The following is a 16,624-nucleotide window of genomic DNA, read 5'->3' as shown; positions in this document are numbered from 1 at the left end:
CCGGTGGGCAGGCACGACGCCCGTCTCCCGTCCTGCCGACAAAAGTTGCTTTATTTGGTAAGATTTCGTATCCTATTCCATATTCCTGTCTCGGGTTCCCCGATCGGCCGGGGAGGAATCGATGTCCGGAGGATCGCAGCACCCGGCGCGCGCCGTTCGCGAACTGCTCCGCGAACGGCGCGTCCTGCTGGGTCTGACCCAGGCGGAAGCCGCCCGGCGCGCCTCCGGCGACCGCCGGATCCAGCAACAATTCGTGGCCAACCTCGAATCGCGGGGCATCCCCAGTACGGCCCGCAAGGTCATCTCCTACGCCATGAGCCTGGGCATAGACCTGGCCGAGTTTCAGGCCCTCGCAGGCATGGATCTGCGCTGGTCCGACCACCTGGTCGGCCTGGACTGGTCCCAGGTCCAAGAGAACATCACCGCTGCTTTCACCGCTGGTGACGTCCGGCAGGCGATCGGGATGACTTACGCGGCCCTCGAGCGCGCCCGCGCGGAGCGCAATGCCCTGCAGGAGGGGCGGCACCTGTGGCTGCTCGGGATCTTCCTCGATCAAGGCGACAGGCCGTGGCTGGCCCGTACTTTCTTCGAAAAGGCGCTCCAGACCGGAGCCTTCGAAGGCCTCGAGCGCAACAAACTGCTCTGCGCACTGGCCAAGATCCACGCTGAACTCGCTTTGCCGGAAATCGCCATGGCGATCATCGGCATGGTCGACGAAACGGTCCACGAGCCGGGATCCCTCGACGAACTCTTCTACCTCTCCACCCGATCCACGCTGGAGTTCATCGCCGGTCGGTTCGACCAGGCCGTCGAGATCGACAGCGTGATCGACCAGCGCCTGAACGAACTCCACGACGAGTTGACCGGTGGGGACGGCGAGTACCCGGCGGAAATCTACGACTGGGCCTGGGGGCAGCAAGCCCGGTTCCTGCGGGCTCTGGCCTGGACCGGTGACCTCGGCCGGGCCGCAGGGGTGGCTCGACGGCTGGAAGCGCGGCGGGAGGAAGTCCCTGAGCGTCGAGCCCGGTTCCTGCTCGCCCTCGGCGAGTACTCCCTTGCCGCAGACCGGCTTTTCGCCGCCGATCGACAATTCACAGAGGCTCTCGACTTGAGCCGGCAAATCGACGATCGAGACTGGATCTTCCTGGCCAAGCTGGGCCAGGCGCGAGTCGCGCAGCGGCAGGGGCGTACAGCGCTGGTCCGAGAACTCTACCGCGACCTGCGACGGCATGAGCGGGACCGACCCCGCAAGCCGTACCAGAGGTCGTTGCTCGAACAACTCGCAGCAGGAATCGAGAAGACGAGGGGAACGCCATGAGGCGCTGGTTGCTCGTAAGCCTTCTGCTGGCCTGGTGCTGCATACCCTGGCATCACGCCTCGGCCGACTGCGGCAGCATCACCGTCAGTAACCCCGTCACCGGGAACCTGGAAAAGGTCTGGGCTGAAAACGACGGGCACGATTACGAGATCCACTGGGCCGAGCAGGTCAGTGGCGTCTGGACCCACGAGACCACGCTGACGTCCAACACCACGGACGACACCTGTCCGGGGTTGGCGATCAACGGCGATGGGGCGTCGGCCGTGGTTTGGCGCGAGTCGGGTACGAACGGCCGGGTCTACTACCGGGCCCGCCAGAAAGTCGGCTCCGATTGGGTCTGGCAGTCCTCCGCCGTGGCTGTCAGCGACGGCACCGCGGATGCTTCCCGTCCCTGGGTCGCCTGGGAGACCACAACCCCCTGGGTGGGCTGGCACGAGGTGGACGGGGCGGGGTCGATCTACCTGCGGGCGGGAGAAGGCCCCTCTCCCTGGCCTACGGGTTTCACCGTCGACGAGGTCGCCACGACCAGTTTCAACGGCGAACTGGCGGTGCAGATACACGCCGAGTCCGGTCACGTGTGGATTGACTGGATCGACTCGTCGACCCGGTTGGGGTGGTCGGAGTGGGATGCTTCCAGCGGCCTGTGGGGCGCCGTGCAACACGAAGACTATAGCGGCAGCAGTCAGATTCCCGTGGCCCGTCAGGCGATCCGTTCGACAGTGCTGGGAAGCTAGCGCGACAGCGACCGAGTCTTTTCGATGCGGGGAACCAAGCTTGCGAGGCCAGTACACCCGGCGCCAAGAAATCGCACGAGGCCTACTCTGGATTCGTTGGAAGCCTGCACCCGAGGGGAACACGACATAAAAAGGGGAGTGCACCGATGGGCAGCAGACAGTATTTCGTGGTTGGTGAGGGGGACGGCCGGAGGATCTATCTCGTAGGAGAGACCTACTGGGTCGTGTTCTCCGTCCGCGGCGTGGAACAGGAGAGGCTCGGCAGCCCGCCTCCCGCGGTGGCGGACGAAGCCACGCCGATCACCTTGGCACAGGCTCGGGCCCTGCTCGGCTATGAGCCCGTCGAGGCGTTGCTCCACTGATTCGGCGCGGGTCTTCCGAAGCCCTCAGCCCGATCCCTGCGAAATCGCCTGCCAGAAGTCCGGCCGGTGACGGCGGACCCACTGCTGTCCCTCGCGCAGCAGGTCCTCTTCGGTTTTTCCCCCTTGGGTCGAAGCCCGCTGGCCGATGTGGTGGACATAGGCCCTGCTGATGAAGATCGAGTACCCCTTCTGCGCCAGATCCCAGCACATCAGGTCGTCGCTGAACCAGTTGATCGGGGGGAAACCGCCGATGGCCTCCAGGGCGGCCCGGGGAATGTAGGCGCAGACCGGGGAGATACGGTTGACACCAATGATCTTGTCTTCCGAGTCGTAGCGCATGCAGTTCGCGGCCAGCGCGCCGCCGTTGGAGGCGCGAATGTTCTGCGGTCCCGCGATGAAGTTGGAGCGGCAGGCGACGAATCCGATCTTGGGATCCTGGGGCATCTTGCGCAGGATCTGGACGTCTTCGAGCAGGATCCCGATGGTGTCGGGGGTCAGTACGGCGTCGTCGTTGAGCAGGATCAGATCGTCTTCGGAGGCCTGGGCCGCGGCGAAGGCGAAGGCCTCCCCGTAGCTGTCGGCGCTTTCCGGCTGCCGGACGAGACGCAGGCGCGGGTTGGGCAGAAAGCCCTCGGGAGCGCAGGGGCCTTTCCAGGCCACTACCACTTCGTGTTCTTCCGCGTAGAGCGTGCAGGAGTTGATGCACATCAGAACGTCGGCCCAGAACCGGGGGCGACTGACCACCTCGCCCTGGCGCGCCGTACCGATGACGATGCTGGCCACGGGTTACACCTCGCTGCCCGCCCGGGTGCCGGAAGTTGGCGTGGACAGGCGGTCCAGCGCGATTGTAACCTCCCGCGGTGAGCACCGTTGGGCTTCCCCGGGAGAAGTCATGAAGCTTCTGTTTTGGATCGAGCCCCTGGTGGAGATGGGCCGGCCGCTGTGGAAGAGTGCCTGGATCACCGAGTTCGCCGCGGGCATGGCCCAGGCCCTGGGCCGGAGTGGATCTTCAGGGAGCGACGAGATCGTCGTGGCGGCCGGCGCCCACTTGCTGGAGGCGGTGGAGGTTCCAGCGGGCACGCGCGCGGTCGCCTTCGAGGAGCGGGACATGCGATCCGGGCTCGAGCGGCTGGACGCTCTCGAGATCACCAGCGGCTGGTACCTGGGCGCCTTCGACGAAGGTCAACTCGACCTGAGCGCCGACGTCGTGCGAGACCGCCTGGGCGGATTCGAGCCGGAGGTCGTCATCACTCAAAGCCCGGCTCCCTACCTGGGCCGGGCCTTCCCCCGGGCGCTGATCCTGCACCGCGAATACGGGCCCTTCTCCCGCAAGCCCTTCACCAAGACCTGGTACCTGGATCCCGCAGGCATGTATCGCCAGGGCTTTCCCCAACGTTTCGCCGGGGAAATCGCCGGCCAGCCGGCTCCCACCGAGGAGGAGCGCGCGTCGCTCGAGGCGTTTCGTCGCGGTTGTTTCGACCTCCTCGCGCGGCGCAATCCCTTTCGCTGGTGGCTCCAGCGACAACGGGACCGCTTCCAGCACCTGGTGCTGCTTCCCCTGCAGTTTTTCGGCTACTACGCCATCGATGCCAACTGTCCGTGGACCACTCCCTGGCATCAGCTCGTGGACATACTCGAGCGCGTACCACGGGAGATCGGCGTGGTGGTCACGACCCACCCGGAGTACAACCTGCTCGACGACGAGACGGTGGCCTGCCTGCGTCGGCGCTATCCTCACTTCCTCTTTCACGAGTACTTCGAAAACACCTATGCCTGCTCTCAGTACCTGCTGCCGGAAACCGACGCCCTGCTCACCGTCTCTTCGGCCCTGGGTTGGCAGGCCCTGGTGTGGAAGATTCCCCTGATCGCGCTGGGGCCTTGCTACCAGGCTCTGGCTCGAGGCGGTCTCGACGATCTGGAGTCCATCCTGGCTTCGCCCGTGGACCCTGGTGAGTGCTGGCCCCGCTGGTTGTTGGGCCACTACGCGATTCCTGAGGCCTATTTCCACGATGGAGCTTGGTTGCGCGGATTTCTCGAGCGCAGTCGCGCCCGTCATCGGCAAGACGCGCTGACGGCGACCTTCTTCGACCCCATCGCCCCCCTGCAAGAGATCCTCGAGCACCATCTCGCCCAGCTCGATACAACGATTCCCCACCCCGGCTATGCGCCCTCCCGCGATCGACTGCTCGAGCGCTATGCACGACTCCGTGCCCTCCACGCCGATCCCCCACCGAACCGTGTGGCCATCGAGCATGCTGTGGAGGAAACGCTGGCTTCGGCCCTGACATGGGCGCGCAGCGGTCGCTGGACCAGGGCTTCCGACAGCCTGGCCGGGAGCCGGTCCCATCTTCAGCGCATGCTCCAGTGGGTCGAGGCCAATCTCGCCCTGGTCGGGCAGGCCTCCGCCGCCCAGCCCGCCGCGGAAGCCGTCGAGCAATGGCTCGAGCAGGCCGAGAGCCTGGAGGATCCGGCGGCCGCGGCCCAGATCGTCGGGAAGGTCCTGTCGCTTCCCTCCCTGGGGGGGACCTGGCGAGCCCGGGGAGAGCGTCTGCTCAGTCGGCTGAATCGGCGGGCCGGTCGTTTCGCCGACTCCCTGGATCATCTGCTCAGGGCGCTGGCTGCCGATCCTTTTCAAGAAGTCGCCGAGGAGGCGATCGCCGAACTTCTGGTGCATCCCCAGGTCCAGGCCCGGGGCCGGATGGCGCTGCACGATCTGGGGCTTGACGAGCCTTTCTGCCTGCATCTGGCCCTCGCCCCACCGCCCGCGGATCAGCGCTGGCCGGGCTGGGCCGAGGCCCTGGGCCGGGTCGAGGCGCTCGTACTCTACGCCGGGCCTGCCGCGGCGGCTCCCGCCGTCGAGGGGCTGCGGGTGCTGGACTCGCCGGGAGGGGCCCTCACGGCTGCCCTGCTCGAAAGGGCGCTCGTGGTCTTCGTCGAAGACCCGGCCTCCGCAGGGGTCTGTCGCGCGGCCGGCGCTCCTGCCCTCTTCCTCGTTCGGGAGGGGTGGGACCGGGGCGCGGGCCGGTCCTGCTCCGTGGAGAGCCTGACCGGTCCCTGGGGGCGACTGCGGGATCTGGAGCCCGTAGATCTCCTTCAGCGGGTCGAGGAGCGTCTGCCGGGCCTGACCCGCCCTCCGACCCGGGACTGACGACCGCCGGTCGCGCAACATTCGGCCGCCTGGGGCGTGAGGGCTGTTTTCGATCCAGGAGGTCGACATGAGTGTCCAGCGTGGAGTCCGGCTCCGGGCACGCCTGCTGCTGCTGGTCGCCGTGCTCTTCGGCGCGGTGTCTCCAGCCCTCGCGGCGTCCGGCGGCGCCCGGGGCGAACGGCGCGAGTTCAAGATCTTGATGGATTCGAGGAAGATCGGGTACGAAACCTATACCCGGGTCCTCGATGCCCGGAAAGGGATCGAGCGCATCGAGGCCCAGGGCTCCGCCTTCATCGCCGGCAGACAGTTGCGCTCCCGCCAGACCTTGATCATGGAGGCGGGCACATTGCGGCTGCAGGAGTACCGGCTGAAGGTTTCCGTCATGGGGGTCGAGCAGAAGATCTGCATCTGTGGTGTGGATGACAAGGTGCACTTCGAGGTCCGCGTGGCCGGCCAGGAAAAACGCGCCTCCCCACCCACGCCGGAGGGGCTGGTGGTGCTCGACAATCTGGTGGTCAATCACTACGAGATCCTGCTCGACCGCTACGACTGGAAGAAAGGCGGCCTCCAGGCCTTCCACGCCGCCGTTCCCCAGGTGATGCAGATCATTCCCCTCACGGCCCGTGCCGTGGCGGCTCCCCGTGGCCGTTACCGGGGAAAGGACCTGGCCTTGCGGCAGTTGCGGGTGACGGTGGCGGGTCTGGTGGTCAACGTGTTGGCCAGTCCTGAAGTTCCCGGGCAGTTGTTGGCCGTGGAAGTGCCGCTCCAGAAGATCGAGTTTCGCCGCGACGGTTTCCAGGTGGTCGTTGCCGAGACCTCGGCGGCGGCCGGCGGGTTCGAAGAGCGCGAGCTTGCGCTGAAGAACGGCGAGATCACCCTCGGGGGCACCCTCACCTTGCCCGATCCCCGGCCCTCCGAAGAGCATGCACTCCCGGCTGTGGTACTGGTCCACGGCTCCGGGCCCAACGACCGAGACGAGACCCTGGGCCCCAACAAGCCCTTCCGCGACCTGGCCCACGGTCTGGCCCGTCACGGCATTGCCGTCTATCGCTATGACAAGCGCACCTTCGCCGCGCGGGAGGCCCTCGACACCGCCACCCTGACCCTGGAAGACGAGACGATCTCCGACGCGGTGGTCGCGCTGGGTCGGGTGCGGGATCAAAAGGAAATCGACCCCGGCCGGGTCTACCTGGCCGGGCACTCGTTGGGGGGGCTGGCCGCGCCCTGGATCGCTCAGCGTGATCCGCAAGTGGCGGGGATCATTCTGCTGGCCGGGGCGAACCTTCCCCTGGACGAGATGATCCTCGAGCAGACCGGGTTTCTCGCGCGCCGGCGGGGCGTCGCCGAGCCGGCGCGCGAAGAGATCGAGACGATGCGGGAGAGTTTTCGCCGGTTGCGCGCCGGGGAACTGCCCCCCGACGAGGTGATCATGGGGGCCGGAGTCCGTTACTGGCAAGACATCCTCGCTCGGGATCCGCTGGCCGCGCTGGCCAAGGTGTCGAAACCGGTTCTCGTCCTTGCCGGGGACAAGGACTACCAGGTCGGTCCGCGACACTACGAACGCTGGCTGGAAGCGTGCCGCGCGGCGAAGAACGACCGGTGCCGTGGCAGGCTCTTTACCGGCCTGAACCACCTTTTCATGCCCGTGACGGGGGAGTCGGACGGCACCGAATACCAGCTCCCCTCCCGGGTCGCCCCCGAGGTGATCGAGCACATGGCAGCCTGGATTCTCAGCGGCGGTGGGCGCCCTTAGGCCTCTGGCTTTATGAGTGAGCCGCCGTTATGATCGATCCACTGGCGGGAAGACCATCCGCAAGAGGCCGGAATGAAAGCGACGACTTGGGCATCGCTGTTGATCATGTTCCTGGCTTTCGCCGGGCTCTGGGCCCAGCCGGCCGGGGAAAAGCGGCGCGGCAAGCTCAAGGTCGGTGAGATCGCCCCCGATTTCCAGCTTCCAGGCTCCGATGGCAAGGTCCACTCTCTCAGCGAGTACCGGGGCCGGAAGGCGGTGGTGATCGCCTGGTTTCCCCGGGCCTTTACAGGGGGGTGAACCCTTCAGTGCAAGGCCCTCCGTGAGAGCGGCCGAAAGATCGGTGAATTCGAGGTGGCGCTTTTTGCGGCGAGCGTGGATGCGCCCGAGAAGAATGCCCGCTTCGCCCGGGAGCTCGAGCTGACCTACCCGATTCTCAGCGATCCGGGGAAGAAGGTCGCCAAGGCGTACGGGGTACTGCATCCCATCGCCCGTTTCGCCACGCGCACCACGATCTATATCGGCATCGACGGCAAGGTGCTCTACATCGACAGGAAGGTCGAGCCCGCCACCGCCGGCGCCGACATGATTCGCCGCCTCGAGGAACTGGGTATCCCCCGGCGTTCAGGGTCGGGGGCCTAGCAGCCCGCTCCAAGAGCCTCGTTCGCGCGCGGAACCGAGCTTCCGCCGGGTGTGCCGGCCTCGGTGTCCCGTCCCCTGGCCTCGAAAAGGCTGGATCGGTCGACTGCCGGGGTCCGCCGGATCGGAGTGCCTCCCTGCTGTTCGCAGGTTGTCGCCGCTGTTTGCAGCACCCATATTCTTCCCGAGGCCTGTCCGCCCCCGTAGGGAGGGGTGCGCAGGGACCGAGGGAGACCCCATGTGCGGGATTTGCGGGATCGTCGACCGAGAAGGAGGCGTCAGCGAGTCACTGGTGCTCGAGATGCGGGACCGCCTGGTGCATCGTGGGCCCGATGACGCGGGGCTTTACCTCTCCGCCGATCGGCAGGTGGCCCTCGGCCATCGTCGTCTGAGCATCATCGATCTCTCTCCCGCCGGACGCCAGCCCCTGGCCAACGAGGATGGCTCCGTGCAGGTGGTGTTCAACGGTGAGATCTACAACTATCGCCGGCTGCGGCGCGAACTCCAGCGCCAGGGGCACAGCTTCCGCTCTCACACGGATACCGAAGTTCTCGTGCACCTCTACGAGGAGATGGGCGACGATCTGTTGCGCCGCCTCGAAGGGCAATTCGCTCTCGCCTTGTGGGACGAGTCGCGACGGCGGCTGCTGCTCGCCCGGGATCACTTCGGCAAGAAACCCCTCTACTATCGTTTGACGGACACCGGTATCGCCTTCGCCTCGGAACTCAAGGCCCTGCTCGTCGATCCCCGCTGCCCGCGGCGCGTCGATCGCGAGTCCTTCTTCGACTACCTGACCTTCCAATACGTTCCCGAGCCGCGCACGATCTTCGAAGGGATTCACAAACTTCCCGCCGGACATGCTCTGAGTCTCGATGCGGGGGGAGCGCGTATCGAGCCCTACTGGAGCCTGACGGTGCCCGAATCCCGAAAGGACACGGGGCAGGGGATTCCCACCGAGACCCTGCGGCGGCTGCTCGAGCAGTCGGTGCGTGACCGGTTGGTGGCTGACGTTCCGGTAGGGGTGTTTCTCAGCGGCGGTGTCGATTCCAGTGCGATCGTGGCCACCATGGCCCGTCTCGGCGTCGGCGATATTCGCACCTTTTCCGTGGGTTTCGAAGACAAGGATTACGACGAGACGGAATACGCGGAGGAAGTCGCTCGACGTTTCGGGACGCGTCACGAGCGGATCGAGCTGGCCCCCTCATCGGCGGTGGAGCTGATTCCCGCCATTGCGGCCCAGTTCGACGAACCCCTGGCGGACCAGGCCGCCGTACCCACCTACCTGATGTGCCGCGAGGCCCGCAGGCAGGTCAAGGTTTGCCTCTCCGGTGAAGGGGGTGATGAGGCTTTCGGCGGCTATCCCCGTTACATGCTGGCGGCCGAGCACGCGAGTTATCTCGACAGCGTGGCCCGTGGGGAAAGCGCGTTTCGGCAGCTTCTCGAGCCGCCCCTCGCGCCCCACCCCGACAGCTACGTGCCTCTCCTGAGTTCGTTCACCCATCAAGAGAAGCGCGAGCTGTTGGACGAGTCGCTCTGGAGCGCCCTCGATCGGCGGCGGAAGTCTCCCTACCCGCACTTGGAGTCCCGTTTCGAGGACGGCGGCGGGATGGACTACCTTCAGCGCCTGCAGTACGTCGACCTGAAGACCTATCTGCCGGACAACCTGCTGGTCAAGGTGGACCGGGCCAGCATGCTGGCCTCGCTCGAAGTACGGGCACCGATGCTCGATCCCCGGCTTGTGAGTTTCGGCCTGGGGCTCTCGCGGTCGGCAAAGATCAGTGGCGAGATCTCGAAGCTGGCACTGAAGACGGCCTTTCGAGACGAACTGCCGGCGCGCGTGCTCTGGCGCCCGAAGATGGGCTTTTCGATGCCTCTCGAAAAGTGGTTCCGCGGTGATCTCGAGGAGTACACGCGGCAGTCTCTACTCGATGACCTGGAGCCCGGTGTCTTCCGCCGCGAGACCGTCGAGGCTCTTGCGAGCGGGGGCTGGACCCGTTCGCCCGCCCGGGCGTTGAAAGTTTGGACCCTGCTGATGTACCAGGAGTGGCGGAGGGCGATCCTGTGAGTGCCATCAGACCTTCCTCCTGTCCTGTTTGCGCCGGCGCCGGTGGCCTCGAAGTGCTTTCCGACCATCTGCACTGTCGAGCCTGCGGGGCTTACAGTCTCTTCCCCTCACCCGGGCAGGGACGCATCGAGCAGGCCGCGCGCCGCTACCAGATCCGCATGGCTGACACCGACGAAGGATTCGACTGGCGGCTCTTCTTCCTCGATTTGCTGCTCGAAGGAAGGGGAAAGATCGAAACTCTAGGTGCCCGGGACAGCCGTTTCGAGGGTGTTGCGGCGGCCCGAGGCTACGACCTGCAGGCCGAGGGAGAGAGGAAGGATGCCGCCCGTGCGCTGATCGCCTGGGACCTTCTGGACTACGATCCCCGACCGCTTGAAACCCTGGAAGCGTGCCGGAAGCGGCTGGGAGACGACGGTCTGCTGTTACTCCGCGTGCGGGACCGCGGAGCCGATGCGGCCCGGCGCCACGTCCCCGAGCGCCGGTCCTGGGGGTGCCTCAACTACTTCGAGCGGGGCACCCTCGAGAACCTGGTGTTGCAGGTTTTCGGGCAGGTGCCGTGGATCGTTCAGTGTCCGGGACCGGAAGGAGACATGCTGGTGGCGGTGGTCGACCGTCGGCGCCGGGTTTCTCCCGATGGCCGGAGAGTCCTGTTGATCGCCCATCCGGACGCCTTCGGTAACATCGATGATGCTCCCGGTCCCCGCCTGCGGATCGCCAAGACGATCCTCGGATTGAGAAACGAGGGGTGGGTCGCCGATTTGGCGATCACGGCCCATCCCCATTGCGAGGGTTACGATCTGGCCCATCTCTACCACCACGCGTGGCGAAGCCAGGACGGTCTGGCCCAGGCGAGCCGGGTGCTCTATGCGGGCATCCCGCTGGTCGTCTCCACGATCTACATGGAGCTTTCCGAATCGAACTTTGCCGTAGAGGTGCTTCCTCGCATTTTCCAGGCCTGGTCGGTTGAGGAAAGGGAAGCGCTGCTCGACAACCTGGCCCGCGGAGAGCTGGTCACCCGTGGATCCGACCAACCCGGCCGCATTCCCGTGGCCGAACCGGTGGTGGAAGCCCAGCGAGCCCTCTTCGACCTGGCGGATCACCTGGTGGGTTTGAGTCTCTCGGAGATTCGCACCATAGCCCACAGACTGGGGATCCACCGGCCCTTCACCATCGTGCCCAACTGCGCGGATACGTCCCTCTTCACCCGTGGATCCCGGGAGCGTTTCGTCGAAAAGTACGGGGTCGATGATTTTGTCATCTCCGTCGGACATCTCGAACCGCGCAAGAACCAGTTGATGCTGCTCTACGCCCTGGCCGACGCGGGGCTGCCGCTGGTCATCGTGGGGGCGGCCAACGAGATCACTCGAGACTACCAGGATCTCTGCCGCTACTATGCTCCGAGGGACACGCTTTTCATCTCCCAGCTTCCCCAGCACGAGCTGGCGGACGCCTTTGCCGCGGCGCGGGTCCACGCCCTGCCGAGCTGGAACGAAGGAGCGAGCCTGGCCAGTATCGAGGCGGCCATGTCCGGCTGCCGCATCGTGGTGGGCGACCGCGCCGGCGAATGGGAGTACTACCGGGGAGACGCTTTCTACTGTTCACCGGCATCTCTCGCATCGATTCGGCGGGCGGTGCTGGCGGCCTGGAACGACACGGACTCGAATCGCAGCCGCAGGCTCTGCGAGCGTTTTGCCGCCGAGCACTCCTTCGAGGCCCACGTCAAGGCTACCCTGGAGGCCTACGACGACGTGCTCTGCGGTAGGCGGCAGGAGGTCACCGCGGAAGGAGCCCACCGATGAGTCGGACGCGCCCCCATGTGCTGCTGACCTACCATGGATCCACACCGGCGACCCATATTCGCCAGTTGCTCCCTTTCGAGCGCCTTGCCGCCGAGGGACGGATCACCTTCGAGCAGCGTCCAGTCGCCCGTGTCGGCGAACGCTGCGTGGCTTCCGCCGATGTGATCGTCGCGCAGCGGCTCGAGCATCCGCGGGCGATGGAAATGGTCCGCATGGCCCGGCTTCGCGGTCGTCCCGTGATCTACGACACGGACGACAACTGGGTCAACGGCCCGCCCGAATATCATCCGGCCTACGAGTCCTATCGCTCGGTTCTCGTGCGATCGACCGTCGAACGCTACCTGCGCCTGGCGGACATGGTGACCGTATCCACCGAAGCCCTGGCGGAGACGTTCGGCCGCTACAACCCGGCGATCCGTGTCGTCCACAACACGATCGACCTCAAGCAGGTACCGGCCCGGCGCTCCGCTCCCGCGGAACGGGTCACTCTCGGCTATTCCGGAACGCGCACCCACGAGGGTGACTTCGAGATGATCGCGGGAGTGCTCCAGCGACTGCACGCCAAGTACGGCCAACGCCTGCGACTGGTCTTTCTCGGCTTCGTTCCCGAGTGCCTCCGGCGGGCCGGTTTGCCGCTCGAGGAACTCGGCTTTCAGGACGATTACCCGGCCTATTTGAAGACCCTGGCGGGTTGCGGGATCGATATCGCTCTCGCTCCCTTGCTGGTTCATCCCTTCAACGATTGCAAGTCCGCGATCAAGTACCTGGAATATGGCTCCGTAGCGGCGGCCGGGGTCTATTCTCATGTGCGGGCCTACCGGGACACGGTGCGCCATGGTGAGACGGGCATGCTCGTCGATGAAGATCCCGAGGCCTGGTATCGGGTCCTCGAGGACTTGATCGAGGATCCCGCACGTTGTCGAAGCATGGGCGCCGAAGCCCGGAAAGATGTCGAGGAACACCACGACATGGCGCAGGCCTGCGAGAAGTGGATGGCAGTCTTCGACGAGGTGCTCGCCCGCAAATCCCTTCCAGGCCGGAACGCGACCCCGGCGGCGAAGAAAGTGTTCTATATCGGGGCGGGGATGCTTTGGCCGCATACCTACTTCGACGAGATGCTGGTACGAGCTTTTTCCGATGCGGGCTTCGAAGTGGTGTACTGGCCCCTTCAGCCGCCCAAGCTCTTCGCCGGCCATGCGGTGCTCTGGGAGCGCTACGAGGAGGGTCACCGGCGCCGGTTGGCGGAGGAAGGCTACCCGGTGGATCGGACTTTGCTGGCGCTGCGCGAGGAAAAGCCCGACCTGGTTTTCGCCATCCAGGGCTACGCGCTGCCCCGTGACATCCTGCGTGAGATCAAGGCCCAGGGCGTGCCCAGTGCGGTCTGGATGATGGACGAACCGTACGAAACTGTGCGCAGCCGGCGGATCGGTGAGTTTTTCGATCATGTTTTCGTGCAGGATGCGGCCACGGTGGAACATCATCGCCGGCATGGCAATCCCAACACTCATTTCCTGGCCCACGGCTGTGACGCGGTCGGTGTTCATCGGTCGCAGCCCGTCGTCGCACCGCGATGGGATCTTTCGCTGGTCGGTTCGGCGTTTCCGCACCGGGTCGATCTGGTTCGCTCGCTGGAAGCGTCGCTGAAGGTTCTGCTCGTTGGTTCCGGATGGGAAGAGGTGGCGCGGGAGAAGGGTTGGGAACACCTGGAAGGCGCTGCGCCGGAGAAGGTGGCCGCGATCTACCGCGAGAGTCGTATCAACCTGGTGATTCACAGGCGGGAGGAGGAGTGTGCTTTCGGAGGGCCGGTCACCGCCGCTCGCTCTCCCAACGGTTCGCTCTTCCACATCGCAGGCTGTGGCGGCTTCGTCCTGGTGGATGACAGCCGCGAGACATTGAGCGAGTTCTTCCGTCCGGGCCGGGAAGTGGCCACGTTCCACGGGGCGGAAGATCTCCGAGCCAAGGTGGCGCGATACCTGCGTGATGACGAGCAGCGCCGGGCGATCGCCGCCGCCGGGCAGGCCAGGGCTCACGCGGAGCACAGCTACACCGATCGGATTCGCCGGGCGGTGCAGGTCATGGACGCCGATTACGTCGAGCATCAGCCGGAGGTGAGTGTTCAAACGATGCTGACCACGGGCCCGCTCGACCGGCGGATCCGGGCCGGACTGGTGCGGTGCAGGGTTCTGGAAGTCGGCGGCGGGGCACCGGGCGAGCCTCGGGGCGGCGCCTTGCTGACGGCCGCCGCCATGCAGGCGGACTCTCCCTACCTGGCCGTGGTCTCGCCTGGAACGAGAGAGCTTCCCCGGGTGCTCGAGCGGTTGCGCGACGAACTGGGCCGCAGCCCGGACCATGCGGCCGCCGTCGCTTTCGGTGCCGAGGGTTGGCTGGCGGTGAACTTCTCGCTGCGGTTGCTGTGGCGGCTCGGCGGGTTCGACGAGCGTTTCAGGACTCTCGACGCGGCGCTTCGGGACCGGGTCTATGCCCTCGAGCGCCAGGGACTGCGCTGGGCGGAGGTGGCATGGGAGGGCCGGCCGATCGCCGCGCTGGAGGGTTCCGATCCATCGGACCGGCAGGCGGACGACCGGCTGATGGAGAGGAAGTGGGGCGCGGATCCGGGCCGACGCCTGACAGCCGGGCGGTTGTTCGAGGCCAGCCGCGTCTTCGAGGAGTGGGAGCACGTGGGCACCGCTCATCGCCTGGTGTTGGCGGCGGTGGAACTCGACCCGGGCTGGGCGGAGAGCCGCAAGCGTCTGGCTCAATCCCTCTTCCGTCTCGGCCAGGGGCGGCAGGCCGTGGCCGAGGTGGAGCGGGCCTGGGCCGACGGGGAGGACGATCCGGAGGCCGGTCTGTTGCTCGCGCTGGCCCGCTTCGCCGTCGGACGCGTCGACCAGGCCCTGGCCATCTACCGGAAGTGCGAGAACCTGGAGGCACCGTGGCCCATTCGCGCGAGCATTCAGGCCGGGATCGCTCGTTGTCTGCGGCGGCAGGGGCTGCCGGAGCAAGCCCTCGAGCGCCTGGAACGCGCGCTGGTCTTCGACCCGATCTATGTCGACGCTTTCCGGGAGAAGGCCGCCTGCCTGCTCGAAACGGGGCGCGGTGCCGACGCTCTCGAGGCTATCGAGCGGGCCGTCGCTCTGCGTCCCCGCGATCCCGCTCTGCAGGCCGAGCGCGCCCGGGTCCTTCAGCAGATGGGACGGATCGCCGAGGCTCGCCGGGTTCTCGACGACGCCCGATCGTTGCTCGCCCCCGCGGAGGCCCGATGACCCGGCCCCTCGTCTCGATCGTGATTCCCGTTTTCAACCGCTGGTCCCTGACCCGCCATTGCCTCGAATCGCTGGCCCACGCGCTGCCGGCCGTTGACGAGGCGGAGGTCGTGGTGGTCGACAACGCTTCGCGGGACGCCACCGCAGCCAGCCTCGAGCCGGAGTTCGGTGAACGCCTGCGGCTGGTCGCCCTGCATAACCAGGAGAACCTCGGCTTCGCGCGGGCCTGCAACCAGGGAGCGGAGGCCGCCACCGGTCGCCACCTGCTCTTTCTGAACAACGACACGGAGATCTCCCGGGGCTGGCTCGAACCACTGATCGAGGTGCTCGAAAGCGACGACCGTGTGGCGAGCGTGGGAGCGCGACTGCTCTATCCCGATCGTACGATCCAGCATGCCGGTGTCCTGCTGGCCCGGATCGAGGGAGGCGACCCGCTGCAAGGGGTCCATGTCTATTGCCGCCAGCCTGCCAACCTGCCGGAGGCCAACCAGGCGCGGACGTACCAGGCCCTCTCGGCGGCATGCCTGGCGGTGCGTCGATCGGCTTTCGAGGCTCTCTCCGGCTTCGACGAGGCCTTCTGGAACGGCTATGAAGACGTGGATCTCTGCCTGCGATTCGGCCAGGCCGGCTGGCTCAACGTCTACCAGCCCCGGAGCGTGGCGATCCACTACGAGTCGATGAGTGGTCCCGAGCGCTTCAGCCGGGTGAAGGAGAATATCGAACTCTTTCACCGCCGATGGCTGGGGGTGGTCGATCCCGATGTGATCGTCGACGGTGCGGGCCGCTGCACCGACAGCGGGGCGGGCCGCGTCCGAAGCTACGAGCCGACAGCGGCTCTCTCGACCGGCTGTACCACGACCCGCCTCCCGCAATGATCGCCCAGGCCGTCATCTTCGACATGGACGGAGTCCTCGTCGATTCCGAACCCCTGAAGTTTCAGGCCTACAGGGAAGTCTTTCGGCGCCGCTACCAGGTGGAGATCACCGTCGACGACCCGTCCTGGCACGGGGTGGGGGAGGCTGCCGCCGTCGCCGCTTTCGCCCGGTCGACCGGCGTGAGCGTGGACGATCCGCAGGCTGTCATCGCCGATAAAAGGGCGGTTTACCTGGAACGACTCGCCAGGGAGGGCGTGCCCTATCGAGCCGGCGCCGTGACCCTGATCGAACGTCTCGCGGCGAAGGGTGTGCCCCTGGGGCTGGCCACAGGGTCCGACCGGCGGCAGCTCGCGGCCGTGCTCGGACCACGACGCCTGGAACGTCATTTCGCAGCCCTGCTGACCCGGGACGACGTGGCGCGCGGGAAGCCCGATCCGGAGATCTATCTGGAGACAGCCGCGCGGCTGGGCCGAGCACCGGGCCGTTGCGTGGTGATCGAGGACACCCACGCGGGCATCGCGGCCGCACGGGCCGCAGGCATGGCATGCATCGCTCTGACCGGTACCCAGCCGCGGGATCTGCTCGGGGAGGCCGACAGGATCGTCGACCACCTCGATCAGGTCGCGGCCCTGCTGGCCGTCTCTTGAAAAGGCCCTCGCGGGAGAAAGACG

At 66.4% G+C, this 16,624-nt stretch carries 12 protein-coding genes; 11 read left to right on the top strand and 1 reads right to left on the bottom strand.

Annotation, left to right across the window (positions count from 1 at the left end):
• Positions 1 to 121: 121 nt before the first annotated feature.
• The 3 genes from Q9Q40_05625 to Q9Q40_05615 all read left to right on the top strand — a co-directional run bounded on the left by Q9Q40_05625 (position 122) and on the right by Q9Q40_05615 (position 2,414).
• Positions 122 to 1,318, top strand: a complete 1,197-nt coding sequence (locus Q9Q40_05625; GenBank protein ID MDQ7006690.1) for a helix-turn-helix transcriptional regulator — start codon at positions 122 to 124, stop codon at positions 1,316 to 1,318.
• Positions 1,315 to 2,052: a hypothetical protein gene (locus Q9Q40_05620; GenBank protein MDQ7006689.1), complete on the top strand. Its 738-nt coding sequence runs from the start codon at positions 1,315 to 1,317 to the stop codon at positions 2,050 to 2,052. The genes Q9Q40_05625 and Q9Q40_05620 overlap by 4 nt, the downstream gene beginning before the upstream one ends.
• Before the next feature lie 146 nt (positions 2,053 to 2,198).
• Positions 2,199 to 2,414, top strand: coding sequence for a hypothetical protein (locus tag Q9Q40_05615; protein ID MDQ7006688.1), 216 nt, complete (start codon positions 2,199 to 2,201; stop codon positions 2,412 to 2,414).
• A gap of 24 nt (positions 2,415 to 2,438) precedes the next feature.
• Here Q9Q40_05615 and Q9Q40_05610 read toward each other — a convergent pair whose 3' ends face one another.
• Positions 2,439 to 3,197, bottom strand: coding sequence for a hypothetical protein (locus Q9Q40_05610; GenBank protein MDQ7006687.1), 759 nt, complete (start codon positions 3,195 to 3,197; stop codon positions 2,439 to 2,441).
• Positions 3,198 to 3,306: 109 nt separating this feature from the next.
• On the opposite strand from Q9Q40_05610, the gene Q9Q40_05605 reads away from it, so the two are divergent.
• The 8 genes from Q9Q40_05605 to Q9Q40_05570 all read left to right on the top strand — a co-directional run bounded on the left by Q9Q40_05605 (position 3,307) and on the right by Q9Q40_05570 (position 16,600).
• A complete protein-coding gene (locus tag Q9Q40_05605) occupies positions 3,307 to 5,562 on the top strand; it encodes a hypothetical protein (GenBank protein MDQ7006686.1) in 2,256 nt (751 codons plus the stop codon).
• Between the two features lie 67 nt (positions 5,563 to 5,629).
• Positions 5,630 to 7,315, top strand: coding sequence for an alpha/beta fold hydrolase (locus tag Q9Q40_05600; protein MDQ7006685.1), 1,686 nt, complete (start codon positions 5,630 to 5,632; stop codon positions 7,313 to 7,315).
• Positions 7,316 to 7,420: 105 nt separating this feature from the next.
• On the top strand, positions 7,421 to 7,954 hold the full coding sequence (locus Q9Q40_05595) for a peroxiredoxin (protein MDQ7006684.1): 534 nt from the start codon (positions 7,421 to 7,423) through the stop codon (positions 7,952 to 7,954).
• A gap of 235 nt (positions 7,955 to 8,189) precedes the next feature.
• On the top strand, positions 8,190 to 10,016 hold the full coding sequence (gene asnB / locus Q9Q40_05590; protein ID MDQ7006683.1) for an asparagine synthase (glutamine-hydrolyzing): 1,827 nt from the start codon (positions 8,190 to 8,192) through the stop codon (positions 10,014 to 10,016).
• Positions 10,013 to 11,815, top strand: coding sequence for a glycosyltransferase family 4 protein (locus Q9Q40_05585; GenBank protein MDQ7006682.1), 1,803 nt, complete (start codon positions 10,013 to 10,015; stop codon positions 11,813 to 11,815). Before asnB ends, Q9Q40_05585 begins: the two co-directional genes overlap by 4 nt.
• Entirely contained in the window at positions 11,812 to 15,078 is a 3,267-nt protein-coding gene (locus Q9Q40_05580) for a glycosyltransferase (protein ID MDQ7006681.1), read from the top strand. Before Q9Q40_05585 ends, Q9Q40_05580 begins: the two co-directional genes overlap by 4 nt.
• Positions 15,075 to 15,953 carry a glycosyltransferase family 2 protein gene (locus tag Q9Q40_05575; protein ID MDQ7006680.1) on the top strand — a complete coding sequence of 293 codons (879 nt, stop codon included), beginning with the start codon at positions 15,075 to 15,077 and terminating at the stop codon, positions 15,951 to 15,953. The genes Q9Q40_05580 and Q9Q40_05575 overlap by 4 nt, the downstream gene beginning before the upstream one ends.
• Positions 15,950 to 16,600, top strand: coding sequence for an HAD family phosphatase (locus Q9Q40_05570; protein MDQ7006679.1), 651 nt, complete (start codon positions 15,950 to 15,952; stop codon positions 16,598 to 16,600). Before Q9Q40_05575 ends, Q9Q40_05570 begins: the two co-directional genes overlap by 4 nt.
• The last annotated feature ends 24 nt before the right edge of the window (positions 16,601 to 16,624 follow it).

The organism is Acidobacteriota bacterium, from assembly GCA_030949985.1.
In the GTDB taxonomy this organism is placed as follows: domain Bacteria; phylum Acidobacteriota; class Polarisedimenticolia; order J045; family J045; genus JALTMS01.
This window is presented reverse-complemented; position numbering and strand designations above follow the sequence as displayed.